At 40.1% G+C, this 19,541-nt stretch carries 24 protein-coding genes; 22 read left to right on the top strand and 2 right to left on the bottom strand.

Annotated elements, in window-relative coordinates; genetic code table 11:
- Nucleotides 1–19 precede the first annotated feature (19 nt).
- The 16 genes from ACZ5Q0_RS13240 (at nt 20) to ACZ5Q0_RS13165 (ending at nt 12,067) form a co-directional block, all read left to right on the top strand.
- Nucleotides 20–199, top strand: a complete 180-nt coding sequence (locus ACZ5Q0_RS13240; RefSeq protein ID WP_446820189.1) for a hypothetical protein — start codon at nt 20–22, stop codon at nt 197–199.
- A complete protein-coding gene (locus tag ACZ5Q0_RS13235; protein ID WP_446820190.1) occupies nt 199–381 on the top strand; it encodes a DUF5049 domain-containing protein in 183 nt (60 codons plus the stop codon). Before ACZ5Q0_RS13240 ends, ACZ5Q0_RS13235 begins: the two co-directional genes overlap by 1 nt.
- Nucleotides 382–450: 69 nt before the next feature.
- Complete coding sequence (locus tag ACZ5Q0_RS13230) at nt 451–2,052, top strand: terminase large subunit (protein ID WP_447182594.1); 1,602 nt, start codon at nt 451–453, stop codon at nt 2,050–2,052.
- Between the two features lie 74 nt (nt 2,053–2,126).
- Nucleotides 2,127–2,405: a GIY-YIG nuclease family protein gene (locus tag ACZ5Q0_RS13225; protein ID WP_446820194.1), complete on the top strand. Its 279-nt coding sequence runs from the start codon at nt 2,127–2,129 to the stop codon at nt 2,403–2,405.
- Between the two features lie 80 nt (nt 2,406–2,485).
- Nucleotides 2,486–3,709, top strand: a complete 1,224-nt coding sequence (locus tag ACZ5Q0_RS13220) for a phage portal protein (RefSeq protein WP_446820195.1) — start codon at nt 2,486–2,488, stop codon at nt 3,707–3,709.
- Between the two features lie 4 nt (nt 3,710–3,713).
- Complete coding sequence (locus tag ACZ5Q0_RS13215) at nt 3,714–4,415, top strand: head maturation protease, ClpP-related (protein WP_447182593.1); 702 nt, start codon at nt 3,714–3,716, stop codon at nt 4,413–4,415.
- Between the two features lies 1 nt (nt 4,416).
- Nucleotides 4,417–5,613: a phage major capsid protein gene (locus ACZ5Q0_RS13210; RefSeq protein WP_447182592.1), complete on the top strand. Its 1,197-nt coding sequence runs from the start codon at nt 4,417–4,419 to the stop codon at nt 5,611–5,613.
- Between the two features lie 24 nt (nt 5,614–5,637).
- Entirely contained in the window at nt 5,638–5,913 is a 276-nt protein-coding gene (locus tag ACZ5Q0_RS13205) for a head-tail connector protein (protein ID WP_447182591.1), read from the top strand.
- Nucleotides 5,914–5,971: 58 nt separating this feature from the next.
- The gene (locus tag ACZ5Q0_RS13200) at nt 5,972–6,241 is read left to right on the top strand and encodes a phage head closure protein (protein WP_464827174.1); all 270 of its coding nucleotides are present in this window, start codon (nt 5,972–5,974) and stop codon (nt 6,239–6,241) included.
- Nucleotides 6,242–6,290: 49 nt separating this feature from the next.
- Complete coding sequence (locus ACZ5Q0_RS13195) at nt 6,291–6,692, top strand: hypothetical protein (RefSeq protein WP_447182590.1); 402 nt, start codon at nt 6,291–6,293, stop codon at nt 6,690–6,692.
- Nucleotides 6,693–6,922: 230 nt separating this feature from the next.
- On the top strand, nt 6,923–7,342 hold the full coding sequence (locus ACZ5Q0_RS13190; protein WP_447182589.1) for a phage holin family protein: 420 nt from the start codon (nt 6,923–6,925) through the stop codon (nt 7,340–7,342).
- On the top strand, nt 7,329–8,030 hold the full coding sequence (locus ACZ5Q0_RS13185; protein ID WP_447182588.1) for an N-acetylmuramoyl-L-alanine amidase: 702 nt from the start codon (nt 7,329–7,331) through the stop codon (nt 8,028–8,030). The genes ACZ5Q0_RS13190 and ACZ5Q0_RS13185 overlap by 14 nt, the downstream gene beginning before the upstream one ends.
- Before the next feature lie 190 nt (nt 8,031–8,220).
- Nucleotides 8,221–8,466, top strand: a complete 246-nt coding sequence (locus ACZ5Q0_RS13180) for an SHOCT domain-containing protein (RefSeq protein ID WP_447182587.1) — start codon at nt 8,221–8,223, stop codon at nt 8,464–8,466.
- A gap of 52 nt (nt 8,467–8,518) precedes the next feature.
- On the top strand, nt 8,519–10,078 hold the full coding sequence (locus tag ACZ5Q0_RS13175) for a recombinase family protein (protein WP_446820203.1): 1,560 nt from the start codon (nt 8,519–8,521) through the stop codon (nt 10,076–10,078).
- A 5-nt stretch (nt 10,079–10,083) separates the two neighbouring features.
- The gene (locus ACZ5Q0_RS13170) at nt 10,084–10,512 is read left to right on the top strand and encodes a recombinase family protein (protein ID WP_447182853.1); all 429 of its coding nucleotides are present in this window, start codon (nt 10,084–10,086) and stop codon (nt 10,510–10,512) included.
- Nucleotides 10,502–12,067 carry a recombinase family protein gene (locus ACZ5Q0_RS13165; RefSeq protein WP_446820204.1) on the top strand — a complete coding sequence of 522 codons (1,566 nt, stop codon included), beginning with the start codon at nt 10,502–10,504 and terminating at the stop codon, nt 12,065–12,067. Before ACZ5Q0_RS13170 ends, ACZ5Q0_RS13165 begins: the two co-directional genes overlap by 11 nt.
- Before the next feature lie 82 nt (nt 12,068–12,149).
- Here the strand turns inward: ACZ5Q0_RS13165 and istB are convergent, their stop codons facing one another.
- Entirely contained in the window at nt 12,150–12,896 is a 747-nt protein-coding gene (gene istB / locus ACZ5Q0_RS13160) for an IS21-like element helper ATPase IstB (protein WP_446818298.1), read from the bottom strand.
- A gap of 18 nt (nt 12,897–12,914) precedes the next feature.
- Nucleotides 12,915–14,432 (bottom strand): IS21 family transposase, encoded by a 1,518-nt coding sequence (istA, locus tag ACZ5Q0_RS13155; protein ID WP_446818455.1) that lies wholly within the window; start codon nt 14,430–14,432, stop codon nt 12,915–12,917.
- Nucleotides 14,433–14,684: 252 nt separating this feature from the next.
- Here istA and ACZ5Q0_RS13150 point away from each other — a divergent pair, with 252 nt between their 5' ends.
- From ACZ5Q0_RS13150 to ACZ5Q0_RS13125, 6 genes are all read left to right on the top strand, one after another.
- Entirely contained in the window at nt 14,685–14,918 is a 234-nt protein-coding gene (locus tag ACZ5Q0_RS13150; RefSeq protein ID WP_447182586.1) for a single-stranded DNA-binding protein, read from the top strand.
- A 62-nt stretch (nt 14,919–14,980) separates the two neighbouring features.
- Nucleotides 14,981–15,550: a hypothetical protein gene (locus ACZ5Q0_RS13145; RefSeq protein ID WP_446820205.1), complete on the top strand. Its 570-nt coding sequence runs from the start codon at nt 14,981–14,983 to the stop codon at nt 15,548–15,550.
- A gap of 22 nt (nt 15,551–15,572) precedes the next feature.
- Nucleotides 15,573–16,871: a DUF262 domain-containing protein gene (locus ACZ5Q0_RS13140; protein ID WP_031517708.1), complete on the top strand. Its 1,299-nt coding sequence runs from the start codon at nt 15,573–15,575 to the stop codon at nt 16,869–16,871.
- Nucleotides 16,872–18,653 carry a DUF262 domain-containing protein gene (locus tag ACZ5Q0_RS13135; RefSeq protein WP_464827173.1) on the top strand — a complete coding sequence of 594 codons (1,782 nt, stop codon included), beginning with the start codon at nt 16,872–16,874 and terminating at the stop codon, nt 18,651–18,653.
- A gap of 355 nt (nt 18,654–19,008) precedes the next feature.
- On the top strand, nt 19,009–19,329 hold the full coding sequence (locus ACZ5Q0_RS13130) for a hypothetical protein (RefSeq protein WP_464827172.1): 321 nt from the start codon (nt 19,009–19,011) through the stop codon (nt 19,327–19,329).
- Nucleotides 19,330–19,378: 49 nt separating this feature from the next.
- Nucleotides 19,379–19,528 carry a hypothetical protein gene (locus tag ACZ5Q0_RS13125; protein ID WP_446820210.1) on the top strand — a complete coding sequence of 50 codons (150 nt, stop codon included), beginning with the start codon at nt 19,379–19,381 and terminating at the stop codon, nt 19,526–19,528.
- The last annotated feature ends 13 nt before the right edge of the window (nt 19,529–19,541 follow it).

Genomic DNA, 19,541 nt, shown 5'->3' with positions numbered 1-19,541 from the left:
CCAGAGAGGGGCAAGAATAATGACTTTGAATAAAGGAAGCAGAATAAGAGCTGCTTTTAACGGGAGGATTTATGAGGTAGCGGGTTTTTGGAGAGACGATTACGTTTTTGCGCCCACAGGCGAAGAAGAACAATGTCTTATCTACACACCTGCAGAGGTTGAGGAGCTACTAGTGGAGGGAGAGTTTGAGGTGATCTGATGGATAAAAACACTGTCAAAGAGCAGATTTTAGCCATAAGAGATAGCGGGGTTACAAACATGTTCGACATTGCAAGGGTTGTTTTGGAGGCGGAAAACCGAGGGTTTTGGGAGTTGGTCCGATACCTTGAGCAGTGCAAAAAGGAATATTGGGACTTCATATTAACCGGCGAGATGAAATAGCCGCAAAAACAAAACAGAAGAGCTTCTACGGAGGCTCTTTTCTTATACGCATTTTCAGGAGGTGGCACTTTGCGAAAACTGAAGAACTACAAGCCAACCAGATTCATGGCAGAGGATTCAGTCTATAACAAGGTTGCTGCTGACTATGCTGTGGCCTTTATTGAAGCCCTTTCTCACACAAAGGGCGTGTGGGCCGGAAAACCGTTTGAGCTTATAGATTGGCAGGAACAGATTGTTCGAGATCTATTTGGTATCCTAAAGCCAAATGGCTATCGCCAGTTTAATACCGCCTATGTTGAAATTCCTAAAAAGATGGGTAAGAGCGAATTAGCTGCTGCGATTGCTTTGCTACTAACCTGCGGAGACGGCGAGGAACGGGCAGAAGTATATGGTTGCGCTGCAGATCGCCAGCAAGCCAGCATTGTCTTTGAAGTAGCAGCCGACATGGTCAGAATGTGCCCTGCACTTGCTAAACGGGTAAAGCTACTCGCTTCCAGTAAGCGTTTAATCTACTTGCCTACCAACAGTTTTTATCAAGTACTATCAGCCGAAGCCTACTCAAAACATGGCTTTAACGTTCATGGCGTGGTTTTCGATGAACTTCATACCCAGCCCAATCGTAAGTTGTTTGATGTTATGACCAAAGGTTCTGGTGATGCTAGAGCTCAACCATTGTTCTTTCTGATTACTACAGCCGGCACAGACACTCAGAGCATTTGCTATGAGACGCACCAGAAAGCTGTAGACATCATGGAAGGCCGCAAGCACGACCCTACATTCTATCCCGTTATTTATGGGGCCAAAGAAGATGAAGATTGGACTGATCCTGAAGTTTGGAAAAAGGCTAATCCAAGCCTCGGTATAACCGTCAGCATCGATAAGGTGAGAGCAGCATGTGAAAGTGCTAAACAAAACCCGGCTGAGGAGAACAGCTTTCGGCAACTTAGACTTAACCAATGGGTGAAGCAATCTGTACGTTGGATGCCTATGGCAAAATGGGATGCCTGTGCTTTTTTGGTTGATCCTAAACGTCTAGAGGGGAGAATCTGTTATGGAGGACTCGATCTTTCCTCGACTACGGATCTTACCGCATTTGTTCTGGTGTTCCCCCCAGAAGATGAGGATGATAAGTATAGCGTATTGCCATATTTTTGGATGCCCGAGGCCAACATTGATCTGCGTGTCAGGAGAGATCACGTCCAGTATGATCTCTGGAAGAAGCAAGGATATCTGTTCACTACTGAGGGCAATGTGGTGCATTATGGCTTCATCGAAAAGTTTATAGAAGATTTGGGGACTAGGTTTAACATACAAGAAATCGCCTTTGACCGGTGGGGTGCTGTGCAAATGGTGCAAAATCTTGAGGGCATGGGCTTTACAGTAGTCCCTTTCGGGCAGGGTTACAAGGATATGTCCCCGCCAACCAAGGAACTTATGAAGCTAACTTTGGAGGAGAAGATTGCCCATGGAGGGCATCCAGTTCTCCGCTGGATGATGGACAATATCTTCGTCAGAACTGATCCAGCTGGCAATATTAAGCCAGATAAAGAAAAGAGCACCGAGCGAATTGACGGTGCTGTGGCGACGATTATGGCCCTTGATCGGGCTTTGCGAAATGCAGGGCAGGTGGGCAGTTCTATTTATGATGAGAGGGGGATAATTGTTCTGTAGATTGCGCGAAGGAAGTTTCGCTTGTGGATAGAAGGGTGACACAAGGAACGTGCATGCCAGATGGGAGGAAAATCATGAAAGTTATCTATAAGATTACTTATCCAAATGGAAAGATTTATGTCGGGAAGGATCTAACCGATAGCATAAATTACTTCGGAAGTGCAAGTAGCGAACTGATCGCAAAGGATTTTACCAGGGAAGAGAGGCGAGACTTCACTGTTAGAAAGGAAATCCTGTGGGAGTCTGAAATCGCTAGTGATGCGGAAGTCAGTCAGATGGAGATTGAGTTTATCAAATTCTACCGTTCAAATGACCCGGAGATTGGCTATAATAGGTGGCCGAAGCACTCCTAGTTTGAATATTTGCCAGTCAGTACCGCGCGCCAAATAAATTGGCGCTATTTTTGTGCTATCGAACGGTAGGAGGTGAGTATGTGAAGATACCATTCATTGGCAGATTTATTAAATCGCCAAAAGACGCCAAAAACAGTCTGTTTTCCAATGCCTATGCTTTTTTCTTCGGCAGCACCACAAGCGGAAAGGTTGTAAATGAGCGCACCGCCATGCAGACGACTGCAGTATATGCTTGTGTGAGAATTTTATCGGAAACTCTTGCAAGTCTGCCACTGCACACGTATCGCCACACCGAAAGGGGAAAGGAAAAGGCTATCGATCACAACTTATACTACTTGCTCCATGATGAGCCCAATCCAGAGATGACTTCATTCGTGTTTCGAGAGACACTGATGGGTCATCTTTTACTTTGGGGAAACGCCTATGCTCAGATAATCAGGGATGGTAGTGGCAAGGTAGTGGCTTTATATCCTCTGCTCCCCGACAAAATGAAGGTCGACAGAACCTCAGCGGGAGAGCTTTACTACGAGTATCAGACAGACACAGGTCCAGTAATTCTACGTAACTATGAAGTTTTCCACATTCCAGGCTTAGGGTTTGATGGTTTGGTGGGCTATTCGCCAATCGCCATGGCTAAGAACGCTATTGGAATGGCTATTGCCACTGAGGAGTATGGGGCGAAGTTTTTTGCCAATGGCGCTAATCCAGGCGGTGTACTGGAGCACCCGGGGGTTCTCAAGGATCCTAAACGTGTGCGTGATAGTTGGAATGCGGTCTATCAGGGAAGTGGAAACGCTCACCGCATTGCTGTCCTAGAGGAAGGAATGAAGTTTCACAGTATTGGTATTCCCCCTGAGCAAGCCCAATTTATCGCCACACGGAAGTTTCAGCTTAATGAAATTGCACGAATCTTTAGGATCCCGCCGCACATGATAGGTGATTTGGACAAGTCTAGTTTCTCAAATATTGAGCAGCAGAGTCGGGAGTTCGTTAAATATACTCTTGACCCTTGGGTATCCCGTTGGGAACAGGCTATTCATAAATCGCTACTAAAACCAGACGAGAAAAGGCAGTATTTCGTCAAGTTCAACGTGGATGGTTTGCTACGTGGAGATTATGAAAGCCGCATGAACGGCTACGCCATTGGTAGGCAAAATGGCTGGTTATCTGCGAACGACATTCGGGAACTTGAAGATATGAACCGTATTCCAGAGGACCAGGGAGGTGATTTGTATCTGATAAACGGCAACATGACAAAGTTAGAGGATGCTGGCATATTCGGTCAGAGCGATTCGGAGGTGTAAGTCTTTGAACAAGAAGTTCTGGAATTGGGTAGAGGATAAGGACGGGCGCACTCTTTACCTTGACGGTGTTATTGCTGAAGAGACATGGTTTGGCGATGAAGTTACGCCCAAACAATTCAAAGAAGAACTGTTGAGTGGGACCGGTGATATTGCCGTCTGGATTAACTCTCCAGGCGGTGACGTTTTTGCAGCAAGTCAAATCTATAATATGCTGATGGACTATAAGGGCAAGGTGACAGTCAAGATTGACGGGATTGCGGCCAGTGCAGCATCAGTAATCGCCATGGCAGGTAGCGAAGTCCTTATGTCACCTGTCTCTATGATGATGATTCATAATCCGATGACGGTTGCTTTTGGAGATGTCGAGGAAATGGGGAAAGCCATCGCCATGCTCGATGAGGTGAAGGAGAGCATTATCAATGCTTATGAACTAAAGACAGGCTTGTCAAGAGCGAAGCTAGCCCAACTCATGAACGAAGAGAGCTGGTTCAATGCAAAAAAAGCGATAGAACTGGGCTTTGCTGACCACATACTCTTCGCAGGGGAAAAGGAGGGACGACCCAAAACGGAGGCTGTACTATTTCGCAAAATGGTTGCTGTAAATTCGCTCTTAGGGAAATTGCCGCGGGATGAAAAACCGCAGGGAACTGATCTTAGCATTTTTGAGAAGAGGCTTAATCTCTTAAAACACCAAGGAGGAATGTGAAATGGAACAGATTCTAAAACTTAGAGACAAGCGTGCAAAAGCCTGGGAAGATGCCAAGGCTTTTTTAGATTCTAGAAGAGGACAGGATGATTTGATCTCCCCGGAGGATGAGGCGGTCTACGACAAGATGGAAGCGGAGGTAATCAATCTCGGAAAGGAGATTGAGCGCTTAGAAAGACAGGCAGTGATTGATCGAGAACTGGCCCAGGCTACTACGATGCCGATTAAGAATGCTCCTTCTATTGAAAACGGCAAAGCCAACCCTAGAGCCACTAAGGAATATAACGATGCTTTCTGGAAGGCCATCCGCAGCAAACATGGCTACGAAGTGATGAACGCTCTCCGGATTGGTGAAGAAAGTGAAGGTGGTTACCTTGTTCCCGATGAGTTTGAGAGAACTCTTGTGCAAGCTCTGGAAGAAGAAAATGTTTTTCGTAGTCTAGCAAAGGTTATCACCACATCTTCTGGCGATCGGAAAATTCCCATCGTTATCTCTAAGGGTGAAGCCACTTGGGTAGATGAAGAGGGACCGATTCAAGAATCAGACGACGCTTTTGGGCAGGCTTTTTTAAGTGCACACAAAGTCGCTACCATGATTAAGGTCTCCGAGGAACTTCTCAACGACAGTGCTTTTGATCTTCCAGGCTACATTGCTACTGAGTTTGGTCGTAGGATAGGCAACAAGGAAGAAGAAGCCTTCTTTGTAGGAGATGGAGAGGGTAAACCCACTGGCATCTTTGATGACGATGGAGGCGGAGAGTTGGGAACTACTGCAGCCAGTGCCACAGCAGTAACCTTTGATGAGATCTTCGATCTGTTTTACTCGTTACGGGCTCCGTACCGTAAACGGGCTCACTTTATAATGAATGACTCAACGGTCAAATTGCTCAGAAAATTAAAGGATAATAATGGGCAATACATCTGGCAGCCTTCAGTTGCAGTTGGCCAGCCAGACACTATTCTTTCGAGACCACTTGTCACATCTCCTTATGTCCCCGAGGCAAAAGCTGGTGAAAAGGCTATTGCATTTGGGGATTTTGGCTATTACTGGATAGCGGACCGCCAAGGGCGCAACTTCAAACGTCTCAATGAGCTGTATGCTGTTACTGGACAAGTCGGCTTTATTGCGACCCAGAGGGTTGATGGAAAGCTAATTCTTCCAGAATCGATTAAATATCTGCAGATGAAAGCTTCCTAAGTTAGAGTTAGGCAGGTGAGGGTTTTGGCGGTTTCTTTGGAGGAAGCAAAACTTTATTTGAGGGTTGATGGCGGTGAGGAGGATGCGCTCATCGCCGCCCTTATTGAAACGGCAAGTGAGCTGTGTGAAGGGGTGCTCAGAATGAGCCTTGAGGATTTTGAAGAAATCCCCAAATCGGTAAACCAAGCGATACTGTACATCACCGCAAACTTGTACGAGCATCGAGAAGAACTTGACATGAAGGTAGTGGAGGATGTTGTAAAACGATTGCTGTCTCCATTTCGGAAAGAAGGTTGGTGATTGTATTAACATCGGCGATCTTAGACACAGGATAGCTATCCTGGAGTTCACAACCTACATGGATGAATGGGGGAATCAGATTTCAGACTGGATTGAGACTGATCATCTTTGGGCTAGGGTTTCTAACATTCATGGCCGGGAGTACTTTGCAGCAGCTGCAGTCCAATTAGAAAAGATGCTTGTTTTTACCACTAGATACAGAGAAGGTTTGGATGAATCGATGCGGATACGATTCCGGGGACACGATTATGATATCAAGTTCGTTGATAACATTAAATACCAAAACAGGTATATGGAAATCAAGGCTATGTTGACCGATGCCCAGTAGACAATCGAAAACATACCGGTTGTGACCGTTTAAGAAGAGGTGGTGAAGAATGGATCTATTGGTGGAGCTAACCAAGCTTGTGCTTCCCTTTGTGGGAGTTATGTTGAGTTTTGCTGTGGCCTACGGTGCAGAGTTTTTCAGACAGAAGTCAAAGAGTGAGGTAGCATATCGGGCAATCAACTCTGTCGAAAATATAGTACAGGCGGCGGTGCTTGAAGCGCAACAGACTGTGGTTGATAATCTAAAAGAGTTAAATGGCGGCAAACTTACCGATGAGGAAAAAGAGCAGATTAAAAGTAGTGTGCTGGCTGCCGTAAAAGCTCGATTGACTGAGGAAACGATTAATGAGTTAAGAGGAATAACCGCTGATGTAGAAGGGTATCTGACCAGCTTAATTGAGTCCCATGTCCATATTCATAAAGAATTTCGTGGTGTTATTGGGGGAAAGTAGCAGGGCCTTCGCTTTCTCTTGGTCCGATTGCAATTAGAACCACTAGCGATGGTGGATTGGGTATCCAGTATGAATCAGGGAATTTGCTAGATGGGCGATTGCTGGCGGGCATATCTGTGAGTAGGGAGCGAGGTCCTAACTTTGGTTTTCAATGGAAAAAAGTATTTTGAGGAACGTCTGTTTTCGGACAGGCGTTCTTCTATTTTGCCCACGAAAGAGGTGGTTTAGGTTTGCGGGAAATATGCAAGCATCTGCAATCTATGTTTGCAGGTCTTGGTGCCTGGTTGGGGTGGTTCTTGGGCGGCTTTGATGGCTTTATTTACGCTTTAGTTGCATTGGTGACCATCGATTACATTACTGGTGTCATGCGCGCTTTTGTTGAGAAGCAACTTTCGAGCGAAATCGGGGCGAGGGGTATTGTCAAAAAGGTGCTCATATTCACTCTCGTGGGCATAGGACACACCATAGACAGTCAGGTACTTGGCGGCGGTAATGCAATTCGTACTGCCGTCATTTTCTTTTATCTAAGTAACGAGGGAATCTCTATTCTGGAGAATTCCGTTGCCATGGGACTACCCATTCCCGACAAGTTGAGAACGGTACTAGAGCAGCTACGTTCGGAGGGGTCTAAGACAGATGAACCTAAATAGGCTGCATCTCACAAAAAACGAGTGCTATCGTACGGGGCAAATCATAACCCCAAAAGGAATTATGGTTCATAGCACCGGAGCCAACAATCCACATTTGAAACGGTATGTAGGGCCTGATGATGGAAAGTTGGGTGAGAATGTTTATAGAAATCATTGGAATCAAGCTCGACCAGATGGCAGACAGGTGTGTGTTCACGCTTTCATCGGTAGGCTCGCTGATGGCAGCATTGCCACCTATCAGACCTTACCCTGGAATTATCGCGCTTGGCATGCGGGGGGAACAGCTAATAACACTCATATCAGCTTTGAGATCTGCGAGGATGATTTGACCGATAGTGTGTACTTCAACGCGGTCTACAAGGAAGCAGTGGAGCTTTGTATCTATCTCTGCAATGAGTTCGGGTTAGAACCTGAGAATATCGTTGACCACAGTGAGGGATATAAAATTGGAATTGCCAGCAATCACAGCGATGTTATGCACTGGTTTCCTAAGCATGGCAAGACCATGGATACCTTTAGAGCAGATGTTAAGAAACTTCTAAGCGAAGAAGAAAAATCAGCAGAACCAGCGAAAAAGAAATACTATCGTGTACAAATAGGTGCATACACTGTCAAAGCAAATGCTGAGGCACAGCTTGCCAAAGCTAAAAAGGCGGGATTTACGGATGCATTTATTAAGTATGATTAATCAAGGGGAGCGAGTTAATAAGCAATTATGCTTTAGCTTTACAGAGTTTCCCTAAAAATATTAACTATTAGATGTATATAGCCTGTAGGGGTTATTCCCTTGCAGGCTCTTTTTTTATGCTCTGATTTTATTTCTACAAATCCTCAACTTCGACCTGTTCCCGCGGCTATTAGGTAGGAGGTGATTCTACGTGAATCAGCATGAGGATAAAAAGGTTATGAAGATTTCAGATGGGGTTATAGACGAAAGCATCGAGTTAAAGAAAATGTCACAGGAGCAGCTAAAGCGTGAGTTTGATTATATTCAAGCAGAGAAATTACTTAGAAAGATGCTCCAAAAAGGTTTAATAACGGAAGCAGAATTCAACAAGATAGAGGCACTTAATCGCCAATCTTTCTCTCCTTTTTTAGCAGAGATAATGCCCGATATTCCTTGATATACTGGGCGTTCAGAGGTAATATGTGACCTACCAAAAAGGAGGTGAGTCGATGAAAAAGATAACAAAAATAGATGGGAATAAGGGTACATCAATTATCAAGCCCAAATTACGAGTAGCTGCTTACTGTCGTGTTTCTACGGACAGTGATGAACAGTTAGTGAGCCTAGAAGCACAAAAATCCCATTATGAGACTTACATAAAGGCAAACCCAGAATGGGAATATGTTGGCTTGTATTATGATGAGGGGATCAGTGGGACCAAAAAAGAAAACCGAACGGAACTTCTCAGGATGCTGTCAGATTGTGAAAACAAGAAGATCGACTTAATTATTACAAAGTCCATTAGTAGGTTTGCAAGAAACACTACGGATTGTTTAGAGATGGTTCGTAAGCTGTTGGACCTGGGTATTTACATCTATTTCGAGAAAGAGAATATCAATACCCAGTCAATGGAAAGTGAGTTGATGCTTTCTATATTAAGCGGGCTTGCAGAAAGTGAGTCAATCTCCATTTCGGAAAATAACAAGTGGGCAATTCAAAGGAGATTTCAGAACGGAACTTTTAAGATTTCTTACCCACCATATGGCTATGACAACATTGATGGTCAAATGGTGGTAAACCCTGAGCAAGCAGAAATTGTGAAGTATATTTTCGCAGAAATATTATCAGGCAAGGGTACACAGAAAATAGCAGATGATCTTAATCAAAAGGGTATCCCCTCCAAAAGAGGTGGTCGTTGGACTGCTACAACAATTCGAGGAATTCTAAAAAATGAGAAATATACCGGGGATGTTATACTGCAAAAAACCTATACAGATTCCCGTTTTAATAAGCGCACCAATTATGGTGAGAAAAACAGATATTTAATAGAAAATCACCATGAGGCAATTATCAGCCATGAAGTGTTTGAAGCAGTAGAGGCTGCCTTAAATCAAAGGGCAAAAGAAAAGGGAATAGAAAAGCGTAATGATAAGTACCAAAACCGGTATTCTTTCTCCGGAAAAATTATTTGCTCGGAATGTGGTAGCACCTTTAAAAGACGAATTCATTCATCCGGCACAAGAAAATATGTAGCCTGGTGTTGTAGTAAACACTTAAAGCAGATAACCGAATGTTCAATGCAGTTTATTCGAGATGAGGATATAAAGACGGCCTTTGTTACTATGATTAACAAGCTGATTTTCGGTAGAAAACTTATTCTACAACCACTATTAGATGCTTTGCGTGGAATGAGCAACTCAGATAACCTTTCAAGAATTCAGGAATTAGAGAAGCAAATTGAAAAAAATGCAGAACAGAGAGAACTGCTTGTAAAGCTTATGGCAAAGGGGTATCTAGAACCTGCCCTTTTTAACAGAGAAAACAATGAACTGCAAATGGAAGCAGATAATTATATGGGGCAAAAAGAAGCTTTAATTCATGCTTTAAATGGAGAATTATCAAAGGTGCAGGAAGTCAGTAACTTAATAAAGTTTACAAATAAGGCTGAAATGATAGATACCTTTAGCGAGCAAATTTTCAATGATTATGTTGAAAAAATTATCGTTTACTCAAGGGTAGAGATAGGTTTTGTTCTGAAATGTGGAATCACACTAAGGGAAAGGATGTGAGAAAAGTGGCACATACGCCTTATGGATATAGGATAGAGAATGGAATAGCAGTTATCGATGAAGAAAAAGCTGAAAAGGTTAGGAATTTGTATAAGGGTTACTTATCAGGTCTTTCCTTATCGGTCGCGGCAAAGTCTGCTGGAATAGATGCTTATCATGGAACTGCTGGAAGGATGCTAAGAAATGAACGTTATCTTGGTGATGATTATTACCCTGCCATCATTGATAAAGAGACCTACGAAAGAGCAGAAGCAGAGAGGGTAAAGAGAGCAAAAAAGCTAGGCAGAATCTTTGAACCCAAGATAGAAGATAAACCTACTATTTATAAGAAGTTTTCCATAGGACAAGTAGTTCAGAAGTATACAAATCCTTTTACACAAGCGGAATTTGTATATAGCTTAATAGAAAGTGAGGTGCAGCAAGATGGCAATTAATAAAAATGTAATGATTATACCTGCAATAAAACGTGTAGGCAACAATCGAAAAGAAGATGAAACACCAAAACTTCGGGTCGCTGCTTATTGCCGAGTTTCTACAGATAGTGATGAGCAGGCTAGTAGTTACGAAGTGCAGATTGAACACTATACTGAGTTTATTAAGAAGAATTCAGAGTGGGAATTTGCAGGGATCTTTGCTGATGATGGCATCAGCGGTACAAATACAAAAAATCGCGATGAATTTAATCGAATGATTGATGAGTGCATGGCTGGGAAAATTGATATGATTATTACCAAATCAATAAGCCGATTTGCTAGAAATACCTTGGACTGTCTACAATACATCAGAAAACTTAAAGATAAAAATGTTGCGGTATATTTTGAGAAAGAAAATATCAATACATTGGATGCCAAAGGTGAAATTATGCTTACCATTATGGCATCCTTAGCGCAACAAGAGAGCCAGTCATTAAGCCAGAATGTAAAGCTTGGCTATCAATACCGATACCAACAGGGAGAGGTAATGGTTAATTGTTCTAGGTTTTTAGGATATACCAAAGATGAAAATAAGCGATTAGTAATTGTGCCGGAGGAAGCTGAAATAGTCAAAAGGATTTACCGAGAGTATCTTGAAGGCTCAAGTATGGATAAAATCAAAAAAGGACTTGAAGCTGATGGCATACTTACAGGTGCGGGGAAAAAAAGGTGGCATACCAGTACTATAAGGAAAATATTAAGCAATGAAAAATACATTGGTGATGCACTGCTCCAAAAAACTTATACGGTAGATTTTCTTACAAAAAAGAGGGTTGTGAATAACGGAATCGTACCTCAGTATTATGTAGAAAATAACCATGAAGCCATTATCCCGCGTGAAATTTTCATGCAGGTACAAGAAGAGTTAGTTCGTAGAAGTAGAGGACATATAAGTACTAGTGGAAAGAAAAGAAATTTTAGTTCAAATCATGTATTTTCACAAATTATCTTCTGTGGAGAGTGTGGCGAAATATACCGTAGAGTTCATTGGAATAACCGAGGTAAAAAATCGATTGTTTGGAGATGCGTCAGTAGACTTGAGAATACAGGGTTAACTTGTCATTCCCGAACCGTGCTGGAGGATATGATAGGCCTTGCTACGGTGGAGGCAATTAATAAACTAATAGGGCAAAAGGATGGCTTTTTAACTATCTTAAAGGAAAATATAGAAACAGTGATAAGTGAAACGGACAATAATATTGTTGCCGAGATAGATAAAAAGCTAGAGGAATTACAAAAAGACCTTTTGAGACTGGCCAATTCCAAAGAGGATTATAACGACATTGCTGATGAGATTTACAGGCTCAGAGAGGAAAGGCATAAGGCTTTAGCAGAAGAAGCTGGCAAAAAAGGCTCCAAGCAAAGGCTAGAAGATATGGAAAAATTCCTAAATGAACAATCCACACTCCTTGAGAAGTATGACGAGCAACTAGTAAGGAGACTTATAGAGAAAATAACGGTCTATGATGGTAAACTAACTATTGAATTTAAATCTGGTGTAGAAGTAGATGTATAAACATAGCCTTCATAAATGACCACCATTTGTGAACGGTCAAGTATTTTGGAGAAATTTTGGCCATTAATTTTACATAGGACCTTTACTGCAAAATGGAAATACGATGTTTAATACGGTAGCTTTCTCCGGTCAGGTTAAATATCTCACTATGATGAACAATCCTATCCAGAATTGCAGTTGTAATAACTGGATCTCCCATCAATTCGGCCCAGTCATCAAAACCCGTGTTGGACGTAATTATTAACGAGGTCTGTTCATACAGTTGAGAAATTAGCTGAAAGAACAAATTAGCTTCTTCTCTACTTATTGGCACAAAGCCAATTTCATCGATAATAACTAGGTCTGAGCTGATTATTCGTTTGATTTTCTGCCTACTGCGGCTAATGGTGGACTGAATTTTCAGGTGCCGAATTAATTCGTCCATACTTACAAAGCTTACCTTGTAACCTTTTGTTACAGCTTCTATTCCTAACGATACAGCCAAATGGGTTTTACCTAAACCAGGTGGTCCCAGAAAAATTAGATTGTAGGCCTTATCAAGCCATTGCATATCTAATAGCTGGTTAATCTGTCTTTTAGTTATACCGGGTTGATAAGCGAATTCAAAATCATCTACAGTTTTAATGAAGGGAAACTGAGCTTGGGTCATACGGCGCTCCGAAGCTCTTTGTTCCCGGGCATCAATTTCGCCATTGGTTAAGGAATAGAGAAAATCACAATAAGATATATCCTGTCGGTTTGCTTCCTCTACGAGCTTTTCTAAATTGTCTTTCATCCAGGCCAGCTTTAGCTGGCCCAGAAAGGTTTTGGTTTCCTTTAATTTATTCATTTAGCATATCCTCCCTTGCTAACTGCCTTCATAAAGTGCAGTATAGGCTTTAATATCTCTGACTTCTGTTTTAATTCGATATTCGGAAGGAATGGCATCTGCATCAATAATATCAGGCGCATCTATGTCCTGGCTGAGCTGCTCTAAATATTCCAATACATTACGAAACTCCACTGCGCTCCATAGTTCTTTTTGTACGCAGTAATCCAGGGCTTGAGCTATAATTAGCTCTGAGTATTTCTCGGCCTCTTTGATAATCAACTGAAGTTGATCTCTTATGTAACGGGGTTTTTCCTGTTTAATACGATCCAAGAAACAAGTACCTTTATCGCCTTTACCCAGCATGGCAAGGGCCTGTTTCCTTAGTTCATCTATCTTGTGGGAATAATCACGCTCAACCCGATTAGGAACTATCACTCCCTTCTTAGTTGATATTTTCCGGATAATAATTAGTTCTTTAGTTTCTATATCCAAAATTTCAAGATAGCCATCTTTGACTTTCAATTCTACTTCACGTCCGGGATAATACGTGCCTTTAGGCACTCGGTAACGATTACTAAGATAAAGGACAGTGTTGTCCTTCCTTACATTTCTTGTTAAACTATCTTCAGGTTTATTTATGATTGTGGGTATCGGTTGCAGGTATTCTTGTTCTGATTTGAATACTTCTGCCGGTACCTTCTTTGTGGTTGCATGTATACTGGCATTGCCAGTCCGATTTAACCAATCAATACATCCCTCATTCCATAAAACCAGGTTATCAAATACCCGGTGAGCAGCGTAGTTTTGTTTAGCATATTTGACTACTGATTCAATTTTCCCTTTGGATTCAGGGTCATTTCCCCTACAAAGGTAAACGGTGAACTTCATGTTCCTGCGAAAACGCTCAAACTCCTCAGTATGTATGATATCACCATAGTTTTCACTAACAGCCAATACTCGGTCTTGATCAAATACTATTTCCTTAGGTACCCCTCCTATAAACTCAAAAGCTCGATACAGAAACAATGTAAATGTTTGTGCTGTAAACGGTTTATCCAGCCACTCTACATATTTGTAGCGACTGTGTGATAACACTAAGCCAAATACAAAAAGCTTTATTCGTTTTCCTGTAGTTGTCATAACTTCCCTCTGACCCAGATCCACCTGGGCCTGTTGACCAGGGAGGAGTTCTTCTACGGCCTGGTACTGCCGATATTTATCCGGCTTTGGTATATTAGATGTTTTTCGCAAATTACTAACGTATCGTCTAACAGTCCGCTCCTTCCCATGATAGTTATCCCCATGATATTCCTTAAGCCAGTCATGAATCTGAGCACTTGATATATCCGGGAATTTCATTAGCCATTGTAAAATTTGGTCGGTGTATGGCTCTAGGATTTTCCGTCGGTTTTTGGCTTTCCTCTGCCTTTCGGTAAATTCCTCGGGTGTCATATCCCAGTAGAAGTCTACTGTTTTCCAGTTGATGGCTAACTGATGCTCCACCTGTGACTTATTAAGCCCCAACTCCTTAAGCTGCTGAATTTTTTGATACATTGGCCATCCCTTCAATTCTCCCACCTCACCTGTAAAATTAATTACCAATTCATTTTACCAGTGGTGGGTTTTTGTGGATAATATTCTCCGTTTTTATTGGCCAATTTTTCTCCCTTTTAGTTTACCGCTAACACCATTCAGGGGATATATTCTCTTGCTTGGTGGTTTTCTTCTTATTGACTGGAATTGGTAAAAGGTATATAATCTTATTAACAATGTTGTTGATATTGTTATTGATAAGGAGATGACAACATGGGTGATGTTAATGAGCTACTAGAAGAAGCTATTAAGGAAACTGAAAACTTGAATGTAGGTGAAGCCTTTCTTGTTAAGGACCTGTTCAAGGGTTATGTATGGAATAGAATACCCAGAAAGGATCGACTTCTGCTTGGGACTTTATTTTTAAACTACGTAAATAAAATGGAAGGTAATATAAAGGCAATTGAAAAAACTTCATCTAACCAGCAGAGGTATCAGAAGGTTTGAGGATATAGCAAAACTATTATGAAGGGCAATAAAAAACTATAAATTATATTAGGGTGTATGGGGTGGATGCTTTGCTTAATTTAAGGCAATTAGTAGATGACTTTTTCTTGTTTGTTCAGTCTAAGAGTATTGAAATTTATAATGAGTTTAGCCTGCAGCATGAGCTGGGGATATTCCTACGTGAAAAGCTTCCGGACTATCGTATTCAATTTGAAAGAAATGTATCATACTTCACACCAGACAATAAAACTATAAAAAAAGAAATAGATATTATTATTTTTAATGAAGATAAATCAGAGAAGTATGCAATTGAACTTAAGTGCCCATTAAATGGTCAGTATCCAGAACAGATGTATTCGTTCGTGAAGGATATTAAATTTATGGAGGAGCTTAAGAACCGAGGATTTACTAAAACAGCTGCTGTTGCTCTTGTTTCAGATAGACCTTTTTATGAAGGGCGCAACAATGAAGGTATATATAGGTTTTTTAGAGAAGAATATTCTGTTTACGGTTGTATTTTTAAGCCAACAGGTGTAGGAAAAAATAAAGATAGCATTGCATTGACAAGCAGATATGATTTTATCTGGCAGGATTTAAGTGACGGTCGTAAATATTACATAATCGAGATTTGAGTAGTCAGGGGGGGACTTGCAGGTGGCTTTGCTTCAAGATGAATTAAAAATAAGAAAGATTCATGAATTACTTCATATGAAATTGGCTTTACCACCATATCAGCGCCCGTATAGTTGGAGTGTGAAGTCTGCAAATACGCTTTTTCAAGATACTTATAATGCATACCATGAAGGTTTACAAGAATATAGAGTTGGTTCAGTAATTTTACATAAAGAAAACGGAAAGTATAACATTGTCGATGGCCAACAACGACTGACAACTATTTCGATTCTTCTATACTGTTTAGGTGAGAAGGATCTGGGGTTATTACAAGAAAAATACAATCAACTGTCTAACGATGTGATTGTAACTAATTATGAAATTTTATCTAAGAGAATAAGTGAGCTACCGAAAGATGAGCAAAACAAGTACAAAAATTATTTATTCGAACGTTGTAGTGTAGTTCAAATTGTTACAGACAGTGAGCAAGAGGCTTTTCAATTCTTCGATTCACAAAATTCGCGCGGTAAGGAGTTAGCCCCACATGATTTATTAAAGTCATATCATTTACGCGAGATGAATGATGAAGAGGAAAACCAAAAAATAAGGATTATCAACCAATGGGAAAATGTAAACCAAGATGATTTGAATGACCTATTTAAAATCTATCTTTACCCATTGACCCAATGGTATAAAGGAAAGAGTGGTTTGGGCTATTCATCTAGTAAAATAGATGTGTTCAAAGGGATTAAAACCACAAATGTATTTAATTATGCGATTTATCATAAAGCAAGTAATCTTTTTGTAGAACAGTTTAATGCAAATGGAAGCAATGAATTACTTGCATCTAGAGCATTAAATCAATTTCAATTAACACAGCCTCTTATGGCAGGAAAGCGATTTTTTTATTACACTCTACATTATAGAAATCTACTTGAGCAAGTACAAAGATTAGTGAGTAAAGTTCATACAGAGGAACAAGTTCCGAGTAGACGCACTGGAGATCTTTACATTAAACAATTATATGAATGTGCGCTATTATTTTTTGCTGATCGCTTTGGAATTGAAAACCTATCTAAAGCTGTGATGCAGCAATTATATACTTGGAGTTATTCTTTGCGGCTGGTTATGGAAGCTGTCTATCTACAGACAATTAATAAATATGTGCGAGGAGAACATGAACGCGTAAACTATGGATTAGGTATGTTTTCAGAAATCAGTGAAATGAAAAACGGAGAAGAATTAAAACTCATTTCTTTAGAGCAACCTAAAATTGAGAATAAAAACAAAGAGAAGTACAGGGATGTGTATGATTTACTTTGTGAATGGAATAGGTGGTAGATGATGGATAAAAATATAAGAATCATACCGGTATCAAAAATTTTTACTAATGTTCATTATATAGTTCCTATATATCAACGCAACTATGCTTGGGGAGTATCGGAGATAGAACAATTGATAGAAGATATTGATAGCTCTATTGGCGACTCTAATAAAAATTACTTTCTTGGAAACCTAATTGTTAATCAAAGGGATAATAATGTTTATGAAGTAATAGACGGGCAACAGAGGTTGACAACACTATTTCTATTAGAAAGTTATCTTGGTATGAATTTTGCTAAAGATGGGTTGAGATTTGAAGCACGGGAAAAATCAAACCGTACCCTTAACATGCTAAGCAAAGGAAACAAGAATGAGCTAATAGAGGAATTAGCATCTGTTGAAATCTTAAAGGGATATCAAATAATTGATAGCTATTTTAAATCTAATAATATAGATAAAAATGATTTAACTAAAAAACTGGAAAGTGTTTTTATTGTTCGTGTACAAGTTCCACAAGGTATAGATTTAAATCATTATTTTGAAATCATGAATACTCGTGGCGAGCAACTTGAACTTCATGAAATAGCAAAAGCAAAATTTTTAGAAGTATTGGATACAGAACAAGATAAAAAAACGGCAGCATTGATTTGGGAAAAATGCTCTAACATGGACTCGTATATACAAATGAATTTTGATCCCAGTGTTAGAAAGTATCTTTTTACAAATGATTGGTCTAGTATCAGGGATAATATTAACGATTTTGATACAATTAAGGAATTTATTCATAGTGAAGATGAAGACAATAATTTAGTTCCTTTGATTGAGATTCTAAAAAACAAGAAACTCTTTAATAATGAAATAAGTAAGGATGAAGTTGAGAATGAACGTTTTGAATCGATTATTTCGTTCCCAAATTTTTTACTTCAGATAAATGCTGTACTTAATAATTTAGAAGAGGAAGATTCAACCCTTGATGATAAACATTTCTTAAATAATTTATCATGGGCCTGGGGGGACGCTGATAAAGCAAAGAACTTTTTATTTCATATGTTAAAATGCCGTGTACTGTTTGATAAATATATATTGAAACGTGAATATGCTAGAGATTATAAAGAAACTGGGAAATGGTCGTTACAACGTTTAGAAAGGTATAATGATGGGAAAGGTGATAAACCCAAATATGTAGGAACATTTGGTGAGGACAATAGTCAGAATAATAAACAACTAAGAACTCTGCAATCCTGCTTGCGTATAACCTACACATCACCTAAAACTATGCATTGGATTTCATTAATATTAACAAGCTTATTAGAAAATGAATCATGTGACATTATTGAAATACTTGAAGATTACTGCAAAACAAAAGTTTTCGAATCAAAGTTTGAGAATTCTAGTGGATTTGGTTTTGAAAGAATCGTATTTACTTACCTTGATTATCTTTTATATAAGAATGGTTATTCTTACTTGGGCAAGGAAATTATTCCTCCATTATATGATGAGTGGCAGTTCCAATTTAGAAGTTCCATTGAACACTTTCAACCCCAAAATCCCGTTGAAGGTGAAAGCTGGGAAGCAGATGACCTTGATGGCTTTGGCAACCTCGCATTAATTACAGTGTCAGGAAACTCGAAGTTTTCTAATTTACCACCAGAGGGAAAAATCACCTCATATCCAAGTATTATAGAACAAAGTTTGAAACTCAAGATTATGAAAGAGTTGGTGAACTTCGATGATGAAAAATGGACGGAAGAAAAAGCAAGAAAGCATAAAGAAGAAATGTTTAGAGTTTTGAAAGGGTAGTTATTATATATGTCGATATGTTCCCGCCTACCGATAGTGCAAAAAGTGGCGATGACGTGTTTCCGACTACCGACAATGTAAAAGACATCAATCCACCCCGCTCGTTGCACGTTGAGACGGTCGTATTGATGTCAAGGGTAAATGAGTGAGTGTGCCTGAAACCTAGTAAATAAGGGGTTTGCAGGTTTTGAGTGTGAAACTGTAGTTTAAAAAACTTGTAATATTATCTGTTCGTGGAAACAAGTAAAAGCAAGTGATTTTGAGTGCGACAGAGCAGAATGGATGTTTTTATTGGTGAGCGAGCAGGTTGGATGTAAGCTATGGTAGCTATTTATCGAGCCAGTTTTGTATTACCGTGAAAGTATTGAAATTAAAAATAAGAAGGGGGAAAGGAATTAAGATTCAGATTTGGTCAAAGACTAAGAGCGGGAAATGGGCATCTATACTTACATTGCTTTTTATCGTGCTGATGGCTATAAAGTTATCGGCTTTAGCGATTACAATCCGACTCCCGTTCCCGTCACCATTTATTGCCGGCTTGGGAGTGATTAGTTGTGTTTTGGGAATTATTTCATTCTCCAAAAATAAAGATAGATCACTATTTGTATTATTGTCTTTACCTGTTGGACTGCTAGTTATTTTTTGGGTAGCGGCTGAAATAGCATTTCCTCACTAATAGCCATTATTTTGGTGAAGTATATGGAAATAATATGGAGGTAAAGATCATGGCGATTGGTATTTTTATTACAATAGCTTCAATTATTGGCATAATCTATGGAATCATTAATAAGAACAAACCATTGGCCATACTTTCTGTAGTAGCGCTGATAGTGACTATTGCTGTATGGGTATATTTTTACAATAACCCGTACTAAAGCAGCTCAATGG

The sequence above is a fragment of the Syntrophomonas erecta subsp. sporosyntropha genome (assembly GCF_055395365.1).
Note: the sequence above shows the minus strand (reverse complement) of the source record. Positions and strands in the feature narration are given on the sequence as shown.